Source organism: Desulfurella amilsii, from assembly GCF_002119425.1.
Taxonomy (GTDB): Bacteria; Campylobacterota_A; Desulfurellia; order Desulfurellales; family Desulfurellaceae; genus Desulfurella; species Desulfurella amilsii.
Genome location: NZ_MDSU01000010.1, coordinates 1 through 22,080, shown reverse-complemented (window position 1 = coordinate 22,080; position 22,080 = coordinate 1). Strand labels below are relative to the sequence as shown.

General features: G+C 31.8%; 25 protein-coding genes. 16 read left to right on the top strand and 9 right to left on the bottom strand.

The window, feature by feature from the left end; all coding sequences use genetic code 11:
• The first annotated feature begins 1 nt into the window (after nucleotide 1).
• Genes flgG through DESAMIL20_RS02165 form a run of 4 tightly spaced genes read left to right on the top strand, consistent with a single transcriptional unit; the run spans nucleotide 2 to nucleotide 3,801 of the window.
• Complete coding sequence (gene flgG, locus DESAMIL20_RS02180) at nucleotides 2-790, top strand: flagellar basal-body rod protein FlgG (RefSeq protein WP_086033174.1); 789 nt, start codon at nucleotides 2-4, stop codon at nucleotides 788-790.
• Nucleotides 729-1,634, top strand: a complete 906-nt coding sequence (flgA, locus tag DESAMIL20_RS02175) for a flagellar basal body P-ring formation chaperone FlgA (protein WP_158090479.1) — start codon at nucleotides 729-731, stop codon at nucleotides 1,632-1,634. The genes flgG and flgA overlap by 62 nt, the downstream gene beginning before the upstream one ends.
• The gene (locus DESAMIL20_RS02170) at nucleotides 1,631-2,188 is read left to right on the top strand and encodes a UbiX family flavin prenyltransferase (RefSeq protein ID WP_086033172.1); all 558 of its coding nucleotides are present in this window, start codon (nucleotides 1,631-1,633) and stop codon (nucleotides 2,186-2,188) included. Before flgA ends, DESAMIL20_RS02170 begins: the two co-directional genes overlap by 4 nt.
• Nucleotides 2,179-3,801, top strand: a complete 1,623-nt coding sequence (locus DESAMIL20_RS02165; protein ID WP_086033171.1) for an ABC1 kinase family protein — start codon at nucleotides 2,179-2,181, stop codon at nucleotides 3,799-3,801. The genes DESAMIL20_RS02170 and DESAMIL20_RS02165 overlap by 10 nt, the downstream gene beginning before the upstream one ends.
• On the opposite strand, the gene DESAMIL20_RS02160 is transcribed toward DESAMIL20_RS02165, so the two are convergent.
• From DESAMIL20_RS02160 to DESAMIL20_RS02120, 9 genes are read right to left on the bottom strand one after another with little or no spacing between them, the layout of a single operon-like run.
• The gene (locus tag DESAMIL20_RS02160; RefSeq protein ID WP_086033170.1) at nucleotides 3,794-4,975 is read right to left on the bottom strand and encodes an HD-GYP domain-containing protein; all 1,182 of its coding nucleotides are present in this window, start codon (nucleotides 4,973-4,975) and stop codon (nucleotides 3,794-3,796) included. The two genes, DESAMIL20_RS02165 and DESAMIL20_RS02160, sit on opposite strands and share 8 nt — an antisense overlap.
• Before the next feature lie 6 nt (nucleotides 4,976-4,981).
• The gene (locus DESAMIL20_RS02155; RefSeq protein ID WP_086033169.1) at nucleotides 4,982-5,374 is read right to left on the bottom strand and encodes a PadR family transcriptional regulator; all 393 of its coding nucleotides are present in this window, start codon (nucleotides 5,372-5,374) and stop codon (nucleotides 4,982-4,984) included.
• Complete coding sequence (gene truB / locus DESAMIL20_RS02150; protein WP_086033168.1) at nucleotides 5,358-6,071, bottom strand: tRNA pseudouridine(55) synthase TruB; 714 nt, start codon at nucleotides 6,069-6,071, stop codon at nucleotides 5,358-5,360. Before truB ends, DESAMIL20_RS02155 begins: the two co-directional genes overlap by 17 nt.
• Nucleotides 6,068-7,027, bottom strand: a complete 960-nt coding sequence (locus DESAMIL20_RS02145; protein WP_086033167.1) for a DHH family phosphoesterase — start codon at nucleotides 7,025-7,027, stop codon at nucleotides 6,068-6,070. The genes truB and DESAMIL20_RS02145 overlap by 4 nt, the downstream gene beginning before the upstream one ends.
• Nucleotides 7,020-7,376, bottom strand: coding sequence for a 30S ribosome-binding factor RbfA (rbfA, locus tag DESAMIL20_RS02140; protein ID WP_086033166.1), 357 nt, complete (start codon nucleotides 7,374-7,376; stop codon nucleotides 7,020-7,022). The genes DESAMIL20_RS02145 and rbfA overlap by 8 nt, the downstream gene beginning before the upstream one ends.
• On the bottom strand, nucleotides 7,373-7,663 hold the full coding sequence (locus tag DESAMIL20_RS02135; protein WP_086033165.1) for a DUF503 domain-containing protein: 291 nt from the start codon (nucleotides 7,661-7,663) through the stop codon (nucleotides 7,373-7,375). Before DESAMIL20_RS02135 ends, rbfA begins: the two co-directional genes overlap by 4 nt.
• A complete protein-coding gene (gene infB, locus DESAMIL20_RS02130) occupies nucleotides 7,664-9,769 on the bottom strand; it encodes a translation initiation factor IF-2 (protein ID WP_086033164.1) in 2,106 nt (701 codons plus the stop codon).
• 14 nt (nucleotides 9,770-9,783) lie between these two features.
• The gene (gene nusA, locus DESAMIL20_RS02125; protein ID WP_158090478.1) at nucleotides 9,784-11,037 is read right to left on the bottom strand and encodes a transcription termination factor NusA; all 1,254 of its coding nucleotides are present in this window, start codon (nucleotides 11,035-11,037) and stop codon (nucleotides 9,784-9,786) included.
• 11 nt (nucleotides 11,038-11,048) lie between these two features.
• Nucleotides 11,049-11,501, bottom strand: coding sequence for a ribosome maturation factor RimP (locus DESAMIL20_RS02120; protein WP_158090477.1), 453 nt, complete (start codon nucleotides 11,499-11,501; stop codon nucleotides 11,049-11,051).
• Nucleotides 11,502-11,692: 191 nt separating this feature from the next.
• Here DESAMIL20_RS02120 and DESAMIL20_RS02115 point away from each other — a divergent pair, with 191 nt between their 5' ends.
• The 12 genes from DESAMIL20_RS02115 to DESAMIL20_RS02060 form a co-directional block, all read left to right on the top strand.
• Nucleotides 11,693-12,493: a tetratricopeptide repeat protein gene (locus DESAMIL20_RS02115; RefSeq protein ID WP_086033161.1), complete on the top strand. Its 801-nt coding sequence runs from the start codon at nucleotides 11,693-11,695 to the stop codon at nucleotides 12,491-12,493.
• Nucleotides 12,493-13,902 (top strand): cysteine--tRNA ligase, encoded by a 1,410-nt coding sequence (gene cysS / locus DESAMIL20_RS02110; protein ID WP_086033160.1) that lies wholly within the window; start codon nucleotides 12,493-12,495, stop codon nucleotides 13,900-13,902. The genes DESAMIL20_RS02115 and cysS overlap by 1 nt, the downstream gene beginning before the upstream one ends.
• Nucleotides 13,884-14,723 (top strand): sigma-70 family RNA polymerase sigma factor, encoded by an 840-nt coding sequence (locus tag DESAMIL20_RS02105; protein WP_086033159.1) that lies wholly within the window; start codon nucleotides 13,884-13,886, stop codon nucleotides 14,721-14,723. The genes cysS and DESAMIL20_RS02105 overlap by 19 nt, the downstream gene beginning before the upstream one ends.
• Before the next feature lies 1 nt (nucleotide 14,724).
• The gene (locus DESAMIL20_RS02100) at nucleotides 14,725-15,360 is read left to right on the top strand and encodes a J domain-containing protein (protein ID WP_086033158.1); all 636 of its coding nucleotides are present in this window, start codon (nucleotides 14,725-14,727) and stop codon (nucleotides 15,358-15,360) included.
• Entirely contained in the window at nucleotides 15,305-15,772 is a 468-nt protein-coding gene (locus DESAMIL20_RS02095) for a DUF2062 domain-containing protein (RefSeq protein ID WP_158090476.1), read from the top strand. Before DESAMIL20_RS02100 ends, DESAMIL20_RS02095 begins: the two co-directional genes overlap by 56 nt.
• Nucleotides 15,769-16,467, top strand: coding sequence for a UDP-2,3-diacylglucosamine diphosphatase (locus DESAMIL20_RS02090; RefSeq protein WP_086033156.1), 699 nt, complete (start codon nucleotides 15,769-15,771; stop codon nucleotides 16,465-16,467). The genes DESAMIL20_RS02095 and DESAMIL20_RS02090 overlap by 4 nt, the downstream gene beginning before the upstream one ends.
• Nucleotides 16,454-17,020, top strand: coding sequence for a 50S ribosomal protein L11 methyltransferase (locus DESAMIL20_RS02085; protein WP_086033155.1), 567 nt, complete (start codon nucleotides 16,454-16,456; stop codon nucleotides 17,018-17,020). Before DESAMIL20_RS02090 ends, DESAMIL20_RS02085 begins: the two co-directional genes overlap by 14 nt.
• Nucleotides 17,002-19,002, top strand: a complete 2,001-nt coding sequence (gene ligA / locus DESAMIL20_RS02080; RefSeq protein WP_086033154.1) for an NAD-dependent DNA ligase LigA — start codon at nucleotides 17,002-17,004, stop codon at nucleotides 19,000-19,002. The genes DESAMIL20_RS02085 and ligA overlap by 19 nt, the downstream gene beginning before the upstream one ends.
• Nucleotides 18,986-19,204 (top strand): hypothetical protein, encoded by a 219-nt coding sequence (locus DESAMIL20_RS02075; protein WP_086033153.1) that lies wholly within the window; start codon nucleotides 18,986-18,988, stop codon nucleotides 19,202-19,204. Before ligA ends, DESAMIL20_RS02075 begins: the two co-directional genes overlap by 17 nt.
• Nucleotides 19,205-19,210: 6 nt before the next feature.
• On the top strand, nucleotides 19,211-19,939 hold the full coding sequence (locus DESAMIL20_RS02070) for a sigma-70 family RNA polymerase sigma factor (protein ID WP_086033152.1): 729 nt from the start codon (nucleotides 19,211-19,213) through the stop codon (nucleotides 19,937-19,939).
• Nucleotides 19,940-19,981: 42 nt separating this feature from the next.
• Nucleotides 19,982-21,379 (top strand): amino acid permease, encoded by a 1,398-nt coding sequence (locus DESAMIL20_RS02065; RefSeq protein ID WP_239393363.1) that lies wholly within the window; start codon nucleotides 19,982-19,984, stop codon nucleotides 21,377-21,379.
• A gap of 69 nt (nucleotides 21,380-21,448) precedes the next feature.
• A partial coding sequence (locus DESAMIL20_RS02060) for a TolC family protein (RefSeq protein ID WP_143340227.1) occupies nucleotides 21,449-22,080 on the top strand: 632 nt, incomplete at its 3' end.

The following is a 22,080-nucleotide window of genomic DNA, read 5'->3' as shown; positions in this document are numbered from 1 at the left end:
AATGATAAGGGCATTGTGGACAGCATCTACTGGCATGCAGGGCCAACAAACAAACATAGATGTTATAGCAAACAACCTAGCAAACGTTAACACAGTGGGTTTTAAGCGTTCTAGAGCTGATTTTGAAGATTTAATATATCAAACGCAAAAGGAAGCTGGTGTTAACACGACCTCCAATACAGTTGAACCAACAGGTATACAAATTGGTTTGGGTACGCAATTAGCAGATGTATCAAAAAATTTTATGCAAGGTAGTTTGCAAGAAACAGGAAACCCACTTGATTTAGCATTACAAGGCAGCGGTTTTTTCCAAATTACAATGCCAGATGGAACAATCGCATACACAAGAGCCGGTGATTTTAAATTAGACAATAACGGTAGAATCGTTACAACAGACGGCTATCCTTTATCACCAGAAATTACTGTGCCGCAGGATACAACATCGATAAGCGTGGGAAACGATGGTACAATTTCTGTGTTGGAAGCAGGTCAAACTACACCCACGCAGCTTGGTCAAATACAACTTGCTTTTTTTGCTAATCCAGCAGGTCTTAAAGCAATTGGTCAAAATTTATTTCAACAAACTGTATCATCAGGCACACCAACGCTGGGTACACCAGGTATAAACGGTCTTGGGACAATTAATCAGGGTTACCTTGAAATGTCAAATGTTAGTGTTGTTCAAGAAATGGTCGATATGATAGCAGCTCAAAGGGCGTATGAGACAAATGCAAAAGTTATACAAACATCTGATCAAATGTTGCAAACTGCTAATAATCTCAAGCAGTAGCTTTATATTTATATTTGTTAGCCTCTCAATAGCTTGCGATATTAATTTAATAAAAAATGTTGAAGTAAACTCAGATAGGGTGTTTATATCAGACATAGCTTCAAAATATCCAAAAAATATTGAAAAAATGCCCATTTCGTTGGCTCCTATGCCAAATGAAACAACAAAAATCGATGCTGATTATTTAAAAAGCATATTAAATGGTAACAATATGCATTATAATATTTGCGGATCGTATTCTATAGTAAAACGAAAGGCATTTTTAATAACAGCTGACACTATATACAAATTAATGGACGAAAAAGACTTAATCATACAGACAAAACTCCCGATCGCCCTGCCCTATAATCACTATACTTTAAGCATTAGCAGTATAAAAAATTATGGAGAATATAGCTGGATACAGTTAACCGTTATGCTTAATAATCAAGTTTATAGAAATTTTTTTATACAATACGTAAAAAAGATTGATTCGCTTGTACCCATAGCAAGCCAAGACATTAGAAGCTACCAAGTAATCTCAAAAGATGACATTGAATATAAAAGGGTTGACTATGTACCTTCTTATGTAATAACAACCAAGGATTCGATTATTAGCGCAAAAGCATTGGGCAATATTAAGGCAGGTAGTTTTTTTACATTTTACAATACACAAAGACAAATGCTAGTCAATATTGGTGATATTGTAAGTGCTATGTATGACAAAAATGGCATAGACATACAAACAAGCGCCAAAGCTTTGCAAATGGGCTATAAAGGTGATATAATAAAAGTAGAATTTAATTCAAAAAGGATTGGAAATGCAAGAGTGATTGGCTTAAGAAAAGTTGAGGTAATCCAATGAAAATTGTCATTGGCATAAGCGGTGCAAGTGGAATTATATATGCAAAAAAATTATTAGAATATCTAAGCGCTTTAAGAAAGTTTCAAATCTTTGCTGTAGCGTCAATTGATGCTATAAAAATAGCAAAAACTGAAATGCAGACAGATTTGATTGAATTTTTTAAATCACTTAAAGTTGAATATTTTAACAATGATGATTTTTACGCTCCACTTGCAAGTGGTTCGTTTTTAATCGACAAAACAATTGTAATACCATGTTCAATAAAAACGCTCTCAAGTGTTGCTATGGGTTTTTCGCAGAGCTTAATTGCTCGAATGTGCGATGTGGCTATCAAAGAAAAGCGCACGTTAACAATCTGCCCAAGAGAAATGCCATTTTCTGCAATACACCTAGAAAACATGCTAAAATTAGCGCAGCTTGGTGTAAATATTGTCCCACCTGTACCTGCTTTTTATAACGAACCCAAAACTATAGATGATTTAGTTAATTTTGTTGTTGGTAAAGTATTAGATGTTACAGGTATAGAAAACGACATTTCTAAACGATGGAAATAAGAAGAACTTTTGGTAATATAAGGCGATTTCGCGAAATATCATTTATTCTTGCAAAGTATGGTTTTGGTTTTGTCACAAAAAATATAAAATTTAGCAAAACTAAACCTTCAACAACCCCAGAACAATTTAGAAAACTACTGGAAGAATTAGGTCCTACTTTTGTAAAATTTGGACAGCTTTTGTCTACTCAAGAAAATATTTTACCGTATGAATTTATAGAAGAGTTAAAAAAACTCCAAGATGATGTAACACCTTTTGAATTTAGCAAAGTGAAATCAATTATAGAAACAGAATTTAAAAAACCATTAAATGAAATTTTTTCTTATTTTAACGAAAATGTAGAAGCAAGCGCTTCATTGGGCCAAGTACACAAAGCGATTCTTACTAGTGGTCAAACTGTTGCAATTAAGGTAAAAAGACCAAACATAGAAAAAACCATACAAGCCGACATAGAGTTATTAAAACAAATTGGCGATTATCTAAACTCAAAATTAAAACTTTATTTTAATTTTGAGATAAAGCCTTTCATAATAGAATTTGAAGAAACTATTAAAAAAGAACTTGACTACGAAATAGAAGCACAATACATGCAAACATTCAAAGAAAACTTAAGTCAATTTAAAAACATTTATGTGCCAAAAGTTTTTTGGGAATACACTTCACGCAATGTACTAACTATGGAGTTTATAGATGGGTATAAGGCAACAAATATAGAGTCTATAAGATCTGCAGGTTTTAATACGGAAAAGTTAGCCACAGAAGGCGCAAAAGTATTCTGGATACAAATATTTGATATAGGCTTATTCCATGCAGATCCTCACCCAGGCAATATCATTATTATGCATGATGGCAGGATTTGCTATTTGGATTATGGGATGGTCGGAAGAGTAACAGAAGAGGATAAATTAAATTTAGTTGAAATGATACTGGGCTTTATACAAAAAGATGCTGATAAAATTTTATTGTCTGTATCTAATTTCACACTAAATACAAATATTTTAAACAATGCTTATCTCAAATCAGATATTGTAGAACTAATAGATATATATCATTCTCTACCTTTAAAAAGAATATACATATCAAAAGTATTAAAAGATTTATTCAAAATTTTAAAGAAATACAATATAATTATCAGCAAAAATTCTTTAAGATTGCTTAGGGCTATTATTATAGCAGATGGTGTCGGAAAGCAATTTTACCCGGATTTTAATTTTACAGAAACAGCAAAACCTTACTTTGAGAGTTTTGCAAAGAAACTTTACTCACCATTTAGAATTTTTAAAAAAATTCTACAACCTAATGCAACTTATGCAATTTTAGCAAATAAAATACCCTTTTTGTTTAAAAAAGCCGAAGGTGCTTTGGAAAGCGGCCATATTAAAGTTGAAATAGAAATTAATGGACTTGATAAGCTTATAAATACAATACGCTTAGTTGCTAAACAAATTGGTATCAGTTTAATAATTAGCGCAGTAATACTTGGTAGCTCAATTTTAATAAAAGATCACTTAGGCAAAACATTTCTCGGCTTACCGATTAAGTTAATTATACCCATTGTTATTATAATAATTTTAGGTATTGGTATTTATAAAGCAGATAAAGATCTCAAATAATTACCCCAGTGATATTCAAAATGGGGTTTTTTATTAGGTCTATTTCAAGTGGAGATATGCGTCTTTTTGAGGCATTATACAATAGCCTTACTGTTGGACGGGTTAGATTTTCTTGATTTATCTTAGAAACTACGCCTATAAAATTCTTGTACCTACCATTTAAAATATACACAGTCGTACCAATAGGATAGGCAGGTATCATGTCAGAAAAAACCCTAAAAGCCTCTATGTTTAATTGTTTGCCAGCCATTCTTTTCATTATAAAAAATGCTTGATCTGGAGTATAGGCGGATCTGTATACGCGAGGTGAGACTAAAGCATCATAAACATTTGTAACGCAAACGATTTCGGCTAAAGGCATAATGTATCCTTCTTCTGCAAGTTTATCTGGCACTGGAAGCAAATTATTGCCTTTTAATCCTCTTGGATAGCCAAGGCCATCTTGTTGCTCATGGTGCTGATAAGCAATGTGAGAGGCAATTATGCCTACTTGAGAAACGTCTTTTAATACTAAATAGCCTATTTGAGGATGTTTTTTGATAAGATCAAACTCTGTACTAGAAAGTTTTCTAGGTTGAGTATAAAGACTTTTGTTTATTAAAATCCTTCCTATATCGTGCAATAAACACCCTTTTGCAAGTTCAACGAGTCTTTTTTTTGTATACAGTGACTTACTTGCAAGGGCTACAGAAAGAATAGTTACATCAAGGCAGTGCTGATATGTAAAATTGTCTTGTCTTTTCAGACTTGCCATGCCATTTAAAACCTTAACATCCCCTAAAGAATTTACAATATCGTATGATATGGATTCTATTGATTTAATAAATGGAGAGTCTGCTAATTTTTTTTTGATTTCACCTTTTTCTATTTTTTTTATAATTTGTTTAAAATCGTCTACATTATCATCTTTTGCAGGCGTTACAATATCAAAAACTTTTTTTATTGTTTTAATTGCTTTTGTTTTAAGCTGATCACTAATGTCATCTTCTACTGTAATATCTTTTGTATCATCATCTTCAATATACACAAACTGATAACCGTATTTATATAGTATATGGATATAATGCTCGTCCAGTTTTACACCTTTATTTAAAAGAACCTGCCCTTTTTCACTAACAATGGCTTTGCCTAGTATATCGTTAGGTTTGAGCGATTTTACAGAAATTAAATACATAGAAAGCTAGTCTTTTTGCTCTTTTTTGTATATCCTTTCATATTCACTAAGAAAACTATTTATGCTATCGCGAAGATTTGTGAGTATTTCAGCCCACTTATCTAAATTATCTCTGCCTGCTTTAGTAATGGCATAAATCCTTCTTGCATTACCTTTTTCTTGTAGGTTCCATTTAGACTTAATAAGCCCCTCTTTTTCCATTGAGCGAAGGGTTTTGTACACATAACCTAACTCGTAATTCTCATAGTGTATCCCCATTTTTTTAAGCTTTTCAATTAAGTCATAGCCGTGAGATTCTTCAATGCCAATAAAAAATAGCAAAAAAGCTCTCAAAAACCTAGGAGGGCGTTCTCCTGGGTATTCTTTGCACCAGCCTTTTATTTTAATTTGCGATTCCATTAAACACCTCCAACGTATCTATTTTAGTCATATATTTTACTTTTTCAAATGGAATTACATGCTCTTGACTCACATAAGATAAATCAACAGCTTCATTTATACTAAAGGGGTATATATAGAGCCTTTCTAAGTAAGTAACAGTAGCATAAGCATTAAGAGATCTTGCAATATCTCTTGAAAGTGCTCTAATGTATGTACCTTTTGAGCAAACTACTTTGATTTCCAAAACACCCTGATTGTAACTTAATATATCGATGCTTGATATGTAAATTGTTTTTGTCGGTAGATCAACATTTTGTTTTGAAAGTGCATATTTGTATAGCCTCTTGCCTTTCACTTTAACATTTGAGTATATTGGCACAGTCTGCTCTGCTTTTCCAATAAATTTTTGATTTATAGTTCTGTAGATTTCTTCAATGTTTGGCAAATAATCATTATTATGTACGATATTTCCTGTAATATCTAAACTATCTGTTTCATACCCAAAGATTATTTTTGCTTTATAAACTTTGTAACTCTTCTCAAAAAAAGACAAAAGCTTTGTAGCCTTACCTATCCCAATAACCATTAAACCACATGCAAATTTATCTAAAATTCCACTGTGGCCAACTTTCTCGTTAAATTTTCCCTTTACTTTTTTTACTACATCAAATGACTTGATACCACTTGGTTTATTGATAAGTAATAAACCGTTCATTTCAAAAAAGAAAATGCTTGAACGAGTTTTTCTTTGATTTCTTCAATACTGCCAGTTAATTCAAAGCCTGCAGCATTTTTGTGTCCACCACCACCAAAAGTTAAAGCAATTTTGGAAACATCAACTTCATCTTTTGAACGCAAACTTACTTTTATGTAATTTGGTTTATCCTCTCTTAGAAGTGCTCCTACTTCGCAGCCCCTGACACTCCTTGCAATATTAACAAATCCTTCTGTGTCATCTGCAGTAGTGTTTGAATCTTTATACATGTTTTGAGTTATGTACATTATTGTAAGCTTATTATTGTAATGAGTTGTGATTGTATTTATAGCCTGACCCATTAATTTTAAAGTTGTGAGTTTTTTAGATTCATATATATTATAGGCTATTTTCCACGGCTTAACACCTAAGCTTATAAGCTCTGCAGCTATCCTAAAAGCATTTGAGCTGGTTGATGAGTATCTAAAAGATCCAGTATCCGTTAATATACTCAAGTACAAATACTCTGCTGTTTTTGAACTAATTGGGATATCGTTAAATTTTAAAATCTCATATATTAAACACCCCACTGCAGAAGCTTGTGACATAACATAGTTGATATTTCCAAAATATGTATTTGTTGGATGGTGATCTATGTTGATCAAAATTTTGTCCTTAATATAATTTTTATCAAGATTTGTACGTTCAAAATCAGCACTATCTACTGTAATGATAACTTGTGCCCGTTCATTGTTTTGAAGTAATTTGATATTTTTTGTATCATCTAAAAAAAAGTACAAATCAGAAATTTTGGATGTATTTGCAACAATTGCATTTTTACCAAATTCGCTAAGTGCTTTGTAGAGTGCAAGGCTTGAGCCTATTGCATCACCATCTGGATCTTTATGCCCCACTATAAGAAAATCGTTGTAGTTTTTTAGATAATAACCAACCTTTTCTAAAATATTCTCACTCATTTTTAATTTGCCTCAAAATTTCCTCAATTTTTAAACCATTTTCTACGGATTTGTCGTAAACAAACTTAAATATTGGCACAGTACGCAAGTTTATTTTTTCACATGTTTTTTTACTAATAAAGCTACTGGATTTATTAATCAACGTAGCAATTTCTTCTTTGGATAATTCGCTTAACTGTGAGCTAAAGTAAATTTTAGCAAACTTAAAATCTTTACTCAACTCAACATCTGTAATTGTAACGTTTTTTAAACGTTCATCATTAAGATCAAATTCAATAACGTTTGATATTATTTTTTTGAGTGTGCTTGAGACCCTTTGTGTTCTCTTATATGGTTTTGTTGTATTCATAATATTTGCCTTTCTATATGTAAAATTTCTATTGAGTAGTTATTAGAAATAAAATTATAAACCTTATCCATAAATTTTTCCACTGCACTTTTGCTATTTGCAACAGTACTAATAGCTATGGTAGCTTTGTTGTAAAGTATTTCTTCTGAGATATCTGCTATCGAAGCATTGTATTGGCCGCGAATTTTATTTATTATGCTAGATAATATATTTCTTCTGTCTTTTATATTGAATGCATCTTTTAACAATAATTCAATAATAATAACACCAATAAACAAATCTATCACCTAAAGAGTTTTTTGAATTTCTTTTAAAATATAGGATTCAAGCTGATCACCCACATTTATCTCGTTGAATTTATCAATTCTTATCCCACACTCAAAGCCTGAAGTAACTTCATTAACATCGTCTTTAAATCGCTTTAGTGATGCAATTGAGCCTTCAAATATTATAACTCCGTTTCTAATTACGCGGATTTTTGAATTTCTTGTAACTTTCCCGTATGTTACATAACAACCTGCAATATTACCGACCTTAGGAACACTAAAAACCTCTCTAATATCGGCTCTACCTAAAATTTCCTCTTCTATTGTAGGAGACAATAAGCCAGACAGTGCCTTTTTAATATCTTCTATAATATCGTATATGATTTTGTAAGTTCTAATTTCTACTTTTAAATCGTTTGCAAGCTTTAGCGCATCGTTTGATGGTCTTACATTAAACCCAATGATAATTGCATTTGAGACACTTGCTAAGTTTACATCTGATCTTGTAATCTCTCCAATGCCAGAATGTATTATTTTAACAGCAACTTCTTGCGTTGATATCTTTTGTACAGAGGAAGAAATTGCTTCAATTGAGCCAAAAACATCAGATTTTATGAGTATTGGTAATTCTTTTAGTTGACCTAAAGATAGGTTTTTAAAAACAGTTTCCAGACTTACAGTAGTTTTTTTCTGCATACTTGCTTTGTATTTTTCTTTTCTTTCTTCAGCTATTGATTTGGCTATTTTTTCATCTTTTACAACAAATAGTACGTCGCCAGCTTCTGGTACTTCATGAAGACCCAATATCTCAACTGGCATAGAAACCGTCGCTTTTTTTATTCTTTTTCCTTTATCATCAATAAGAACCTTTGCTTTGCCATAGGCAATACCAGCTACAATACTATCACCTAAATTTAGCGCGCCTTCTTGTATAGCAACATCACAAACAGGACCACGCTGTTTATCTAATCTAGCTTCGATTACAATACCTTTTGCTCTTTTATTTGGGTTTGCCTCTAATTCCATAATTTCTGCTTGAAGTAAAATACTCTCAAGCAAATCATTAATACCAATATTATTTTTCGCACTAACATTTACGAATAAATTTTCGCCACCCCACTCTTCTGGCATTATGTTATGATGAGATAATTCCTGTTTTACTTTATCTGGGTTTGCATTTGGCTTGTCAATTTTGTTTATAGCTACAACTATGGGCACATTTGCAGCTTTCGCATGGTTTATAGCTTCGATTGTTTGTGGCATTACACCATCATCAGCTGCAACAACAAGTACAACAATATCAGTTAATAGTGCACCACGTGCCCTCATCTCAGTAAAGGCTTCATGTCCAGGCGTGTCAAGGAACGTAATTTGCTTACCATTGTAATTAACAGAGTATGCACCAATATGCTGTGTAATACCACCTGATTCTTTAGCAACAACATGTGTATGTCTTATTGCATCCAAAATAGAAGTTTTTCCATGATCTACATGGCCCATGACCGTAACAATCGGGGGCCTTGGTTGCAAGTCTTTTTCATCATCTGGAGCTTCAAATTCTTCCATGATTGTTTTTTCTAAAGTTTTTTCTTCAACTTCTACTCCATAGTCTTGAGCAATAATTTTAGCTGCGTCTAAGTCAATAAAGTCGTTTTTTCTAACCATTACACCAAGTGAAAATAGCTTTTGTATTATTTCTGAAAAGTCTATATTAAGCATTGTTGCAAATTCAAAAACTGTAGTGTTTTTGCCAATTTGTATTTTGCTTAGCTGTTCTTCTTGCTCTTCTTTGGGAGCTTTTTTATAGTACCTTTTTTTACCTTTTAACTTTTGTGGCAATGAGGCTTCAATGAGCTCCTTTTTTTTAGCGCTTACAAACTCTGGCTGTTTTTCTTTTCGTTTTTCCTCGATTGTTGGTTTTTCTTCAATTTTAACTTTTTTTTGTTTTGGAATCCGATCTTTTGTTTCTATAGTTTTCGGGGGTATCTCTTTGTGTTCTAATTTTTCAATCACATCATCTGATACTGTACTAAAATTACTCTTAATATCTAAACCTAAATTACGCAGTCTTTGTAAAAGTATGCTACTTTTTATATTAAGCTTTTTTGCTGCTTCATACACTCTCATTAAACCATTACCCCCTAAGTAGTTTGATTTAGTAATTCAAAGATCTTTTGAGCTCGTTTTTCTCCTATACCTTTGATGTTTTTTAGATCATCTAAGGTTAGGGTTTTGAGTTGTTCAACTGATCTAATGCCATTATCATAAAGTTTATTTGCAAGATTCTCAGTAATAGACTCAACAGAAATCAGATCTTCAATGACTTCTTCTATTGTTTTTTCATGTTCTTCTTCGCTAACGCTCTTATCTATCTCAGATTCTTTTATGATATCAATATTGACACCTGTTAGTTTTGCAACAAGCTTTGCATTAACGCCCATTTTACCAATTGCAGCCGAAAATTCTTCATCAGGTACATAAACTTTTGCTCTTTTTTCGTCTTCAAAAAGCTCAATATAAGAAACCTTGCTGGGTGCAAGTGCATTTTTTATATAAATGCTTAAATTTGCGCTCCACCTTATTACATCAACCTTCTCATCACCTAATTCTTTAACGATTGCAGAAATACGTGTGCCTTTTGCGCCAACACATGTGCCAATCGGATCAATCTTGGAGTCTTTTGAATAAACTGCCACTTTTGTGCGCTTTGAAGGCTCCCTTGCTATGGCTTTTATCTCAACACTGCCATCCCTTACCTCTGGGACTTCTTTCATGAACAATTCTTTCACAAAACCTGGATGAGTTCTCGAAAGGATTAGCTTTACACCTTTTGGTTCTTCTAAAACGTCCATAACGTAAGCTTTTATAGTTTCTCCAACAACGTATTTATCGCCTGGTGACTGTTCTTTTTTTGGCAAAATGCCTATGGCATTCTTAAAATCCACGATACAATCATTATATACGCCAACACTCCAAATTTCACCTGATACAATCTTGCCAATTTTTTTCGTGTAATCTTCATATGTTACACGCTTTTCTAAATCTTTAAACATTTTGGACATAACATTTTTTGCAGTAGAAACCGCAATCCTGCCCAATTCTTCGGGGTCAAACTCAACATCAATGTAGTCTCCAATACTTGCATTTGGATCAATTTTTTTAGCTTCCTCAAGCGAAATTTCGTTGTGATTCTTTGGTTTATCAACAATCTTTCTTTCGATTAAAATTGAAAATATTTGTTTTTGAGAATCAAGCGATGTTTTCACCACACTGTCCTCTCCATATTTTTTAGCAATAGAAATTTTTATAGCTTCAGCAAGTGATTCAATAACCGCCTGCGAATTGATATTGTGTTCTTTTGCTATTACATTGGCAATTTCAAATATTTCTCTCACTTTTTCCCCCACTAAATTAAGTTCAGTTTAGCTTTTTTAATATCATTAAAGTCAATATAAACTACTACCTGATCGCTTTTTACTTCAACGCCTCTATCGGTTACACTTATAATCTGTCCTTCTATGTTTTTTTTATTATCAATTGGATTAAATAGGTTAATAATACACTCTTTGCCAATTGAATCTTCATAGTGTTTTTTTGTTTTTAGGTTTCTATTTATGCCTGGACTTGAAACTTCAAGTATGTAGCTTTCTTCCATAACATTTTCGACATCAAGTACAACTGAGATATGTTTACTTACCACTTCACAGTCATTTAAACTAACGCCGCTTTGTCTGTCTATATAAACGGTCAGTTTTCCTCTTTTAGAGCTTTTTGAATATGTTAAATCATATAATTCATAACCCATAGCTTCTATTGAACTTTTTAAAATTTTTGTAAGAGTCTCTTCAAAAACATTCATTTTAAAACCTTTGCCGCCCTCATTATAATGTAGGGAGAAATTTACGCATAAAATAAAATCAAAAGTGACAATAACAATATACATAATTTAAGATATAAGTCAAGATATAGAAGAAAAATAGATTTAAAAAGTTAGTAGCTTGACTTATATAGAAAATTATTTACAATGATTAAAAAGTGGCGGGAGACCTTATGAGTAAAAAATTGTTTCTGTTATTTGTGTTAGTTTTGTTGTCTTCTTGTGCCTCCAACCAACAGATAAATAATATAAATGATAGGTTGGGAAAAATTGAAAGTGCCATAAGTAAAAATACATCGGATCTAAATAAAATAAAACCAAAAGTAAGCGAGGTTGAAGAAAAATTAAATATACTTGCCAAAAAAATAAATACGCTAGAAAATAACACAAATTCAACAAAGAAAGTGAAAATTTCGCAAAAAACAATCGTTGAAGCTAACCTTGACAACAACACAAACGACATAACAAGCAAAATTCCTCCAGCAAGCGTCGTATTTTCAAATGAAACTCAAGAAAAACTTGAAAATAAACAAATCAAAGAAACTGAAGAAGAAAAACCCAAAGAAGCAATAGAATCAAAATTACAACCACCATCTGTTGAAGCTTTAAAATCTTATGAAAATGCCCTTGCCATATATATGAAGAGAGATTTTGCTGGAGCATTAGATAAATTCTTACAATTTTTGAATAATTACCCACATACGACATTAGAGCAAAATGCATACTTTTGGATAGGAAATAGCTATTACAATCTAAATGATTATGGCAAGGCTTTAAATTATTTTTCTGTTTGTCTTAATAATTTTTCTAAAAAACCTACATCTGATGGTGGTAAAACGGATGCTTGTATATTTATGCTTTACAAAACTTACAAATCAATGGGAAATACCCAAAAAGCCTATGATTGCTTGATGCAGTTAAAAAGAGAGTATCCTGTAAATCCGTATTTTGAGTTTAGAGGTGTAAAAAACTGATGCTAAAAGTATTTAATACTCAAACAAGAAAAATAGAAGATTTTGTGCCGCTTAACGACAATATTGTTACAATGTATGTTTGTGGCGTAACTGTTTACGACTACTGCCATGTAGGACATGCAAGAAGCGCCATATGTTTTGATGTAATATATAGATATTTGTTGTATAGAGGCTATGAGGTAAAATTTGTTAAAAATTTTACCGATATTGATGATAAGATAATAAACAAAGCAAATGAAGAACATAAACCATTTGATGCAATTAGTGAAAAATATATTAAAGAATTTTACACGGATATGAATGCGATAGGCATTAAAAAACCTTCATTTGAACCAAAAGCAACGATGCACATAAATGATATAATAGTATTTATCTCAAAATTAATAGAAAAAGGGTTCGCTTATGAATCAGATGGCGATGTCTATTATAGCGTAAGCAAATTTGAATCTTATGGCAAATTGTCTCACAAAAAAATTGAAGATTTAAAGTCTGGTGCAAGGGTAGATATAAACGAAAAAAAGAAAGACCCTTTAGATTTTGCTTTGTGGAAAAAATCAAAGCCCAATGAACCAAGCTGGGATTCACCGTGGGGCAAAGGTAGGCCCGGATGGCATATTGAGTGTTCTGTTATGAGCATGTATTATCTAGGTGAGACAATAGATATACATGGCGGTGGTGAGGATCTGGTTTTCCCACACCATGAAAATGAGATAGCCCAAAGTGAAGCTTTAAGCGGGAAACAGTTTGTAAGATACTGGATACATAATGGATTTATTAAAATAAATAATGAAAAGATGTCAAAGTCTTTAGGTAATTTTTTTACGATTAGGGACGTTCTAAAGGAGTTTAACGGTGAGACACTTAGATACTATATGCTCCTCACACACTATAGAAATCCAATAGAGTTTTTGTATGATGGGTTGCTTGCCGCCAAAGAAACGCTAAATCGATACTATTCATTTTTAATGAGGCTTGATAACACTCAATTTCAATATGAAAATGACAAATTAGACTCACTTGAAACATTAATTTCAAATTTTGAAAGAGCTATGAATAATGATTTTAATACGCCTCAAGCCATAGCTGAAGTTTTTAATTGTATAAAAGAATTTAACCTTTATCTGGATAATTGCCAAAAAAGCAATAAAACGCCAGCTCTTGAATTAAAAGAAAAATTTCTAAATTTTATGTCTAAAGTAGCTTGCGTGTTAGGAGTATTTGATAAATCATACAAAGAATGGTTTAATGTTGAACAAAATCAATGGATTGACGAAAAAATTGAACAACGCAATAAAGCAAAAAAAGAAAAAAACTACGCTCTTGCAGATAGCATACGCAATGAGCTATCAAATGCTGGCATTGTTTTAGAAGATCGCAAAGACAAAACTATATGGAAAAAAGTAAAATAAAATTTAAAGAAAAAGATACAGAAGTTAAAGATTCAATCAATCAATATTTAGATGAAATATCAAAAATATCCATTTTAACAAAAGAAGAAGAAATTGAACTAGCAAAAAAAATCCAAAAAGGTGATAAAGAGGCTATAAAAAAACTTGTAAAACATAACTTAAGGTTTGTAGTATCCGTTGCTCAAAAGTACAAAAATTTTGGCGTACCACTTTCGGACTTAATCAATGAAGGTAATATTGGCTTGATTAAAGCAGCATCAAAGTTTGATCCAGATAAAAACATAAAATTTATATCATATGCTGTATGGTGGATAAAACAAGCTATCTTAAAAACATTAAGCGAGCAGACATCACCTATTAAGATCCCTGTTAAAGCAAGAGCAAAATCAAGCAAATTAAACTATATCAAAGATGCATACTTTAGAGAATTCGGTGAAGAAATGGATAATGAAGTAGCTTCCAAAGTCAGTGGCTTTAGTGAAAAAGAAATTAATGATATTGAAGCTGGTAGGTTAAAATTTAACTCACTAGATAAAGCAATAGGTGAAGATAGTGACAATAGCCTACTGGATGTTTTGGAAGATGAGAATGTGTCTGTGGAAGATAACTATGTTTATGAATCAAGCGTTAGCGCTATAAAAAAACTTTTAAAACAGTTACCCAAAAGGCAGCAGGATATTATAAAAATGCGTTTTGGACTTGATTTAGATAGACGCTATACATTAGATGAAATTGGAGAAAAATACCATATATCAAAAGAAAGGGTTAGGCAAATCGAAAAAGAAGCCCTAAATAAACTTAAAAAAATGTTTGATAGATGATATGGAACCTTACAAGGTATTAGGATTAACAAATGATGCTAGCATAGATGAGGTAGTTAGAACTTATAGGGAACTTGCTAAAAAATATCACCCCGATTTAGCAAAAGATGAAAAAGAAAAACAATATTTATTGAATATTTTTCAAGATGTTACAAATGCGTATAACCAAATTAAAAACTCGCCGCGCAACAAAGAAACTATCTCTAAAACTGAAATAGACAGCGATTATTCAAAATACCTTATTTTAAAAGTGGAAGAATTTTTAAATAAAAATGAATTTGATAATGCCCTAAATACACTAAAAATACTCGAAAAAAGCCAAAAAAATGCAAAAATTTTTTTTCTGTTTGCAAAGACATATAATGCAAAAAACTATTACAAACAGGCCATTGACTATTATAGAAAAACATTGGAATTAGAAAACTACAATGTGGAAGCTTTACTTGGACTTGCAAACTGTTATGAAAAAATTGGTTTAAAAAACACGGCGATTAAAGTATATTATGAAGTTTTAGAATGGGACTCCAATAATAAAGTCGCATTAGATAAACTAAATAATTTACAAAAAAAAGAAACATTCTTTGATAAACTATTTTCCAGTTTGGGGAGTAAAAAAGATCAAAAAACTAATACGTAGCCTATTTGCACTTAAAGATACACCAAAAAAAATTGCACTTTCATTTGCCATAGGAGTTTTTATTTCTATAACACCAACTTTCGGTTTTCATACAATACTTGCGCTTATTATTGCCTTTGTATTTAAACTAAATAAAATCTCTCTAATCGTTGGGACATTGTTAAACAACCCATGGACCACAGTTTTCGTTTATGCAATAGCATATAAAATTGGTGCCATTTTGCTAAATGCTAAGCTTAATGTAGTAAACAACTTTTCTGTAAATTTTTTATTACATAAAGGCTTTCATATTTACTTAATAACATGGCTTGGAAGTTTAGTATTAGCAATTCCAGTATCTATATTTTTTTATATAATTGTTAAATTTGCACTTGAAAAGCGCAAAAACGCTCAAGCCAAAGAGGTTGCATGAAACTGCTTTTTTTGTCTGATGTTCATTATAAACACAATGAAATATTTTTGGATTTTTTAGGTTCAATTTACAAAAAATATGATAGAATTTACATAGTTGGTGATTTGTTTGAGTTTTATTATGGTTATGATTTTTTGTTTTGCCATCAATCAAAGCTTGTTGAGCTTTTAAGAAAAATATCGGATGAAAAAAAAGTATACTTATTTGAGGGCAATCACGAGTACAAGCTAGAAGCTATAAAGAAATTTTTGCCAAACGTTGAAATTGTTAAAAAGGAGTTGATAGAAAATATTGATACAAAACTATTTTATATAGAACACGGCGACTGCATTGATAAAAAGGACAAAACATATCGGATTTTTAGAAATATTCTTAAAAATTCTTTTACGCTTAAAGTACTAAAACTTATCTCTCCTGTTTTTCTACTTAAACTTGCCGATATAGCTTCAAAAATCAGCAAAAACAACGTAAAAAACAAGGCATTAAGAAGAACGGATTTTGCTTTAGAAGAATTTGCAACTCAATTAATAAAAAAAGGTTTTGATTATGTTATACTGGCCCACACGCACAACCCATTATTAAAAACTATCGATAATAGCGTTTATGCAAATATTGGCGATTTTTGCGAACATTTTACATATGTAGAATACGATAAAACTTTAACAATGAAGGAATACCATTATGAAAATAGTTGAAGCAGGTGATTTTGAAATCTATAATATCAAGCGTAGTACGATACCTATTGTTTTAAATTGTAACGCATTTGGCAGCGGCGAACATGAAACTACAAGAAGCTGCTTAGAAATTATCTCAAAACTCGACTTTTCTAACAAAACAATCCTTGACATAGGCGCTGGCACAGGAATTTTGAGTTTTGCAAGCCTCAAAAAAGGTGCAAAACAAGCAATTTGCTTTGATATTAGCTTTGAAGCTTGCAAAAACTTAAAAGAAAATGCACATTACAATTGCTTAAACAATATTTACTCAGTATGTTCTACAATTGATGCAATAAATTCTCAGTATGACGTAATTTTTGCAAATATTTATTCTAGTATAATTTTGTCAAATGTTAATAACATTGATAAATTACTAAAGGAAGAAGGCTTACTTATTGCATCTGGTATCAATTATGAATATAATTTCGAAACAAGGCACGAATTTGAAAAATTGGGTTATGAAACACAAGAAGTTAAATTTTTAGAAGATTATGTTACAATGGTGTTGAAGAAATGCAAAACCAAAATATAAAAAACGAAATTGAACAATTAAGAGAAGAGATCAATCGCCACAACTATTATTACTATGTACTAAACCAACCTATTATTTCTGATGACGAATATGATGCACTTATTAGAAAGTTGATAAGCTTAGAAGCTCAATATCCACAGTTTTTTGATGAAAACTCACCAACTCAAAAAGTTGGATCTGATATTTCCGAAAAATTCGAAAAAGTCGAACACAAATACAGGATGTATTCTCTAGAAGATGCATTTAGCGAAAAAGAAGTGATAGAATTTGACAATAGAGTAAAGCGCAATCTAGATATCAACGATTGTCTTGCATACAGCGTAGAGCCAAAATTCGACGGTGTATCAGTTAATATAATTTACGAAAATGGTAAACTCAAGGTCGCTTCTACAAGGGGCGATGGCATTATAGGAGAAAACATTACAAAAAATATAAAAACATTAAAAAACTTACCGCTTGTTTTAATTGTTAAAAACCCACCTAGTTTTTTGGATGTACAAGGCGAAGTGATACTCACAAAAGAAGAATTTAAAAAGATTAATGAATATAGGGAAGAAATTGGATTAGCGCTTTTTGCAAACCCACGAAACGCAGCAGCTGGTTCCTTAAAACAACTAGATCCTAAAGAGACAGCCAAAAGAAACCTTAAAGTCTTTGTTTACTATATAAGGGGTATTGAAGCCTACACTCAACCAAAAACTCAAACACAAAGCCTTCAAATATTAAAAGAACTGGGTTTGCCTGTTAGTGAGTTAAATAGATATTGCAAAAATATACAAGAGGCTATTGCTTATCGTCAAACATTTTTAAAAGCCAGGGAAGAGTTGCCTTATGAAATTGATGGAATGGTGTTCAAAGTTGACGATTTTTCGCTTCAAGAAAAACTCAGCTACACAAGCAAATATCCCAAATGGGCTATTGCTTTTAAATTTCCTCCCATGCAGTCATCTACTACTGTAGAGGATATAATTTTTAATGTAGGCAGAACAGGTATTGTAACACCAGTTGCAATTTTAAAACCCGTTAAAATCGGTGGCGTAACAATATCAAGGGCAAGTTTGCATACATTTGATGAATTATTTAAAAAGGATATAAGAATAGGAGATTATGTTTTTGTTCAAAGAGCGGGCGATGTAATACCAGAGGTTGTCTCAAGCATACCAGAAAAAAGAAACGGCAAAGAAAAACACGTAGTAAAACCCACTAATTGCCCTGTGTGTAGTTCACTGTTGCAAGAAGAAGGCGCATATTTGATTTGCCCAAATATTGATTGTAGAGCACGAATTGTTGAATCACTTAAGCACTTTGTACAAAAAAATGCTTTAAATATAGAAGGCTTGGGTGATAAAATCATTCAACAACTAGTAGCTAAAAAAATTGTTCAAAGTGTTAGCGATATTTACAAATTAGATAAAAATAAACTATTGCAGCTTGATAGAATGGGCGAAAAACTAGCAAACAAAATATTAGAAAACATAGAAAAAAGCAAAAGAACAACTTTTGCTAAATTTTTATATGCGCTTGGCATAAAGCATGTGGGCGAATTTGTGGCAAATAAACTTGCAAACAATTTTAGTTTAGAAGGGCTAATGGAGCTTAAAGACGAGGAAAAACTTATGCAAATAGAAGGTATTGGTCCAGAGATAGCTAAAAGTGTAGTTGCTTTTTTTAAGGAACAAAGAAATATTAATACAATTAAAAACTTGCTTGAAAATATTAGTTTTATTGATAATAAAAAATCCACTAAACTGCTCAATGAAACATTTGTTTTTACTGGAATATTAGGTATACCAAGAAGTAAAGCAAAAGAGATTGTAGAAAATCTCGGCGGCGTTGTCAAAGATAGCCTATCAAAAGATACAAACTATTTAGTTGTTGGAGATGAACCTGGAAGCAAGCTTGAAAAAGCAAAAAAATTAGGCATTTTGATAATTAGCGAAGATGAGTTTTTAAAGTTGGTTGGCAATGAATTACGAGATTGATCCAAAATGGCTTGGTTCATTATTTGGCATAATAGCTTTTATCGCAAGCTGTCTTGTGCTCGTATACTTAGGTAGCGATTTCTTTTATTCAACACTAAAAATTATAGTAACTTCTATATGTTTTTATATTTTTGGTATGATTTTAGCAATCATTTTTAATTATATTGCAAGTTCAAATGAAAGCAATCAAAACAATATTTAGCGCTCTATGAATTCAAATAAACCGTACTTTAACGAAGAGCAAATTGAATATTTCTACCCTATTGTCAAAAGAATGGTTAGAAAAATCGTTGTTAAAATGCCAGAATCTTATGATGAAGAGGATTTCGTCCAGATTGGCATGATGGGACTTTTAAAAGCTATTGACAATATCGACATAACAAAAGACGAAAACGCCTTTTATAAATATGCATTATTAAAAGTAAGAGGCGCTATACTTGATAAATTACGCAGTGTGGATTTAGTGTCTAGATACACAAGAGACAAATTAAAAAGTATATCCAAAGCACACAAAGATTTTTTAAAAGAAAATATATTTGATGCATCAGAAAAAAGTGTTGCAAAAAAAGCTGGTATATCAATGAAAGAATACTACAAAGCGATGTTTGAGCTATCTAACCTAGATATCGTCAGTTTGGATAACATAATAGAAGATGAAATAAGCTTGCAAGAATCAATAGAAGACAAAAATATTAAATCGGCAATTGAAGTTATCGAAAAAAATGAACGCTTAGGGATCTTAAAAAAAGCTTTAAGCAAACTTACAAAAATTGAGCTTGATGTTTTATCTATGTATTACTACGAAGACTTTAGCGTCAAAGAAATTGCCCGAATAATAAAAAAGACACAAAGCCGTGTCTCTCAGATTAAAATAAATGCCATTATAAAGCTGAAACATCTAATTGAGCAAGAGTATATAAATCGCAAAATTAATTAATAATTTGACTAAACTATAAACTTATAGTAAAATTAGTTAAAAATGGGGGTGTTCATGTCAAACCAAACGCAAGAAAGCTACCTTAAAGAAAACTTAAAAAGAGACCTAAAAAATCGTCACATCCAATTAATTGCTTTAGGATCTGCAATTGGCGTAGGTTTATTTTTGGGCTCTGCAACGGGTATAAAATTTACCGGCCCATCACTAATTTTATCTTATATATTGGTTGGTTTAATTGTTTTTGTTGTTTTGAGAGCACTTGGCGAGATTGCTGTGGTTTATCCTGTCTCTGGAAGCTTTAGCGCATGGGCAGATCATATAATGGGTCCATTAGCTGGTTATATTACTGGGTGGACTTACTGGTTTATGTGGACAGTTACAGTCATGGCAGAAATCACAGCTGTAGGTATATATGTTACCTATTGGTTTCCAAGCGTGCCTCAGTGGATACCTGCACTTATATCTGTAACCTTGATCACTCTATTAAACCTTATTGCAGTAAAAGTTTATGGAGAAACTGAATTTTGGTTTTCAATTATAAAAATAGTAACAATTTTATTTTTTATAGTAGTAGGAGCCTTTATAATATTTTTTGGTATTGGCAATCACGGTATTCCGACTGGGTTTAGTAATTTATACAAATATGGTGGTTTTTTTCCAAATGGCTTAAAAGGTTTTTTATTTTCTTTAATAATTGTAGTCTATGCTTATTTGGGTATAGAAATTGTGGCAGTTACTGCTGGAGAAGCACAGAACCCAGGCACTACATTGCCATCTGCAATTGATAAAGTAATCTACAGAATAATTTTGTTTTACGCTTTACCAATGATTGTAATACTGTCAATATACCCCTGGTTTAAAATCGGCACATTTGGAAGCCCGTTTGTGGAAAGTTTCTCAAAACTAGGCATAGCTGCAGCTGCAAGCATTATAAATTTTGTGGTTATTACAGCTGCACTTTCTAGCACAAATGGTGGCTTGTTTGCAACAGGCAGAATGCTCTATTCTCTTTCTCTCCAAAAAAACGCTCCATCGGCCTTTTCAAAATTAAGCAACAATAAAGTACCATATATAGGAATTATTTTTTCTTCAATTGTAATGCTTATTGGCGTAATATTAAACTATTTTATACCAAAACAAGTATTTACAATTATAACAAGTGTAGCTACAACAGGCGCTTTGTATGTGTGGTTGCTCATACTCGTTATGCATATGAAATTTAGAAAATCTTTGAAAGAAAGTAAGTTACCAAAATACCATTTGCCTTTTTATCCGATTTTAAATATTTTGTGTATTGTCTTTTTAGTTTTAGTAATCATAGTAATGGCATTTATGCCAGATGGCAGGATTGCTTTGTATGTAGCAATACCGTGGTTTGGAATACTAACTGCAGCTTATTATATTTTTGGACTTGATAAGAAAAATAAAAGTAATATTTAAATAGCTTGACATTGCTATAATAAAAATATAGACTAAACAATTGATTAATAGTCCAAGGGAGGTTCTTTCATGCACCTTAGAAAAACCCTGTTTTCCATATCGGTCTTAGCTTTATTTGCAAATACTTCTTACGCTTTATCTTTAAGCGAAGTACAGTCTTTAAGCTCAAACAACAACTATCAGATAAAGCAGTACGAATCGCTCTATGAGTCTTCAAAAGAGTCAAAGCAAAGTGCTTTTAAAAACTTTTTGCCAAACCTATCTACAAATTACTCATATACAAGACTTGATCAGCCACCATACCAGATTGCAAACGGCAATAAATTGATTATGGGCTCTGTTAATAACTATCAGTGGAATGTTACAATAACACAGCCTTTATTTACAGGCTTTTATCTGTTAAACAAGTACAAGTATGCAAAGTACAATGAATCATTCTCTCAGGCAAACCTAGAAGTAATAAGAAACCAAATTATAACAAATGCAAAAAATGCTTACTTCAACGTCCTATATAACCAAAAGATACTAGAAACTAGGCAGCTTGCTGTTGCCCAGTATGAATCACACTTAAAAGACGCAGAAAGTTTCTATAAACAAGGTCTTATCCCAAAAGTAGACTTACTAAAATCACAAGTAGCCTACTCAAATGCAAAGCAAGAGCTAAAACAAGCTTATGCTAACTTAACAAACGCTATAGCTCA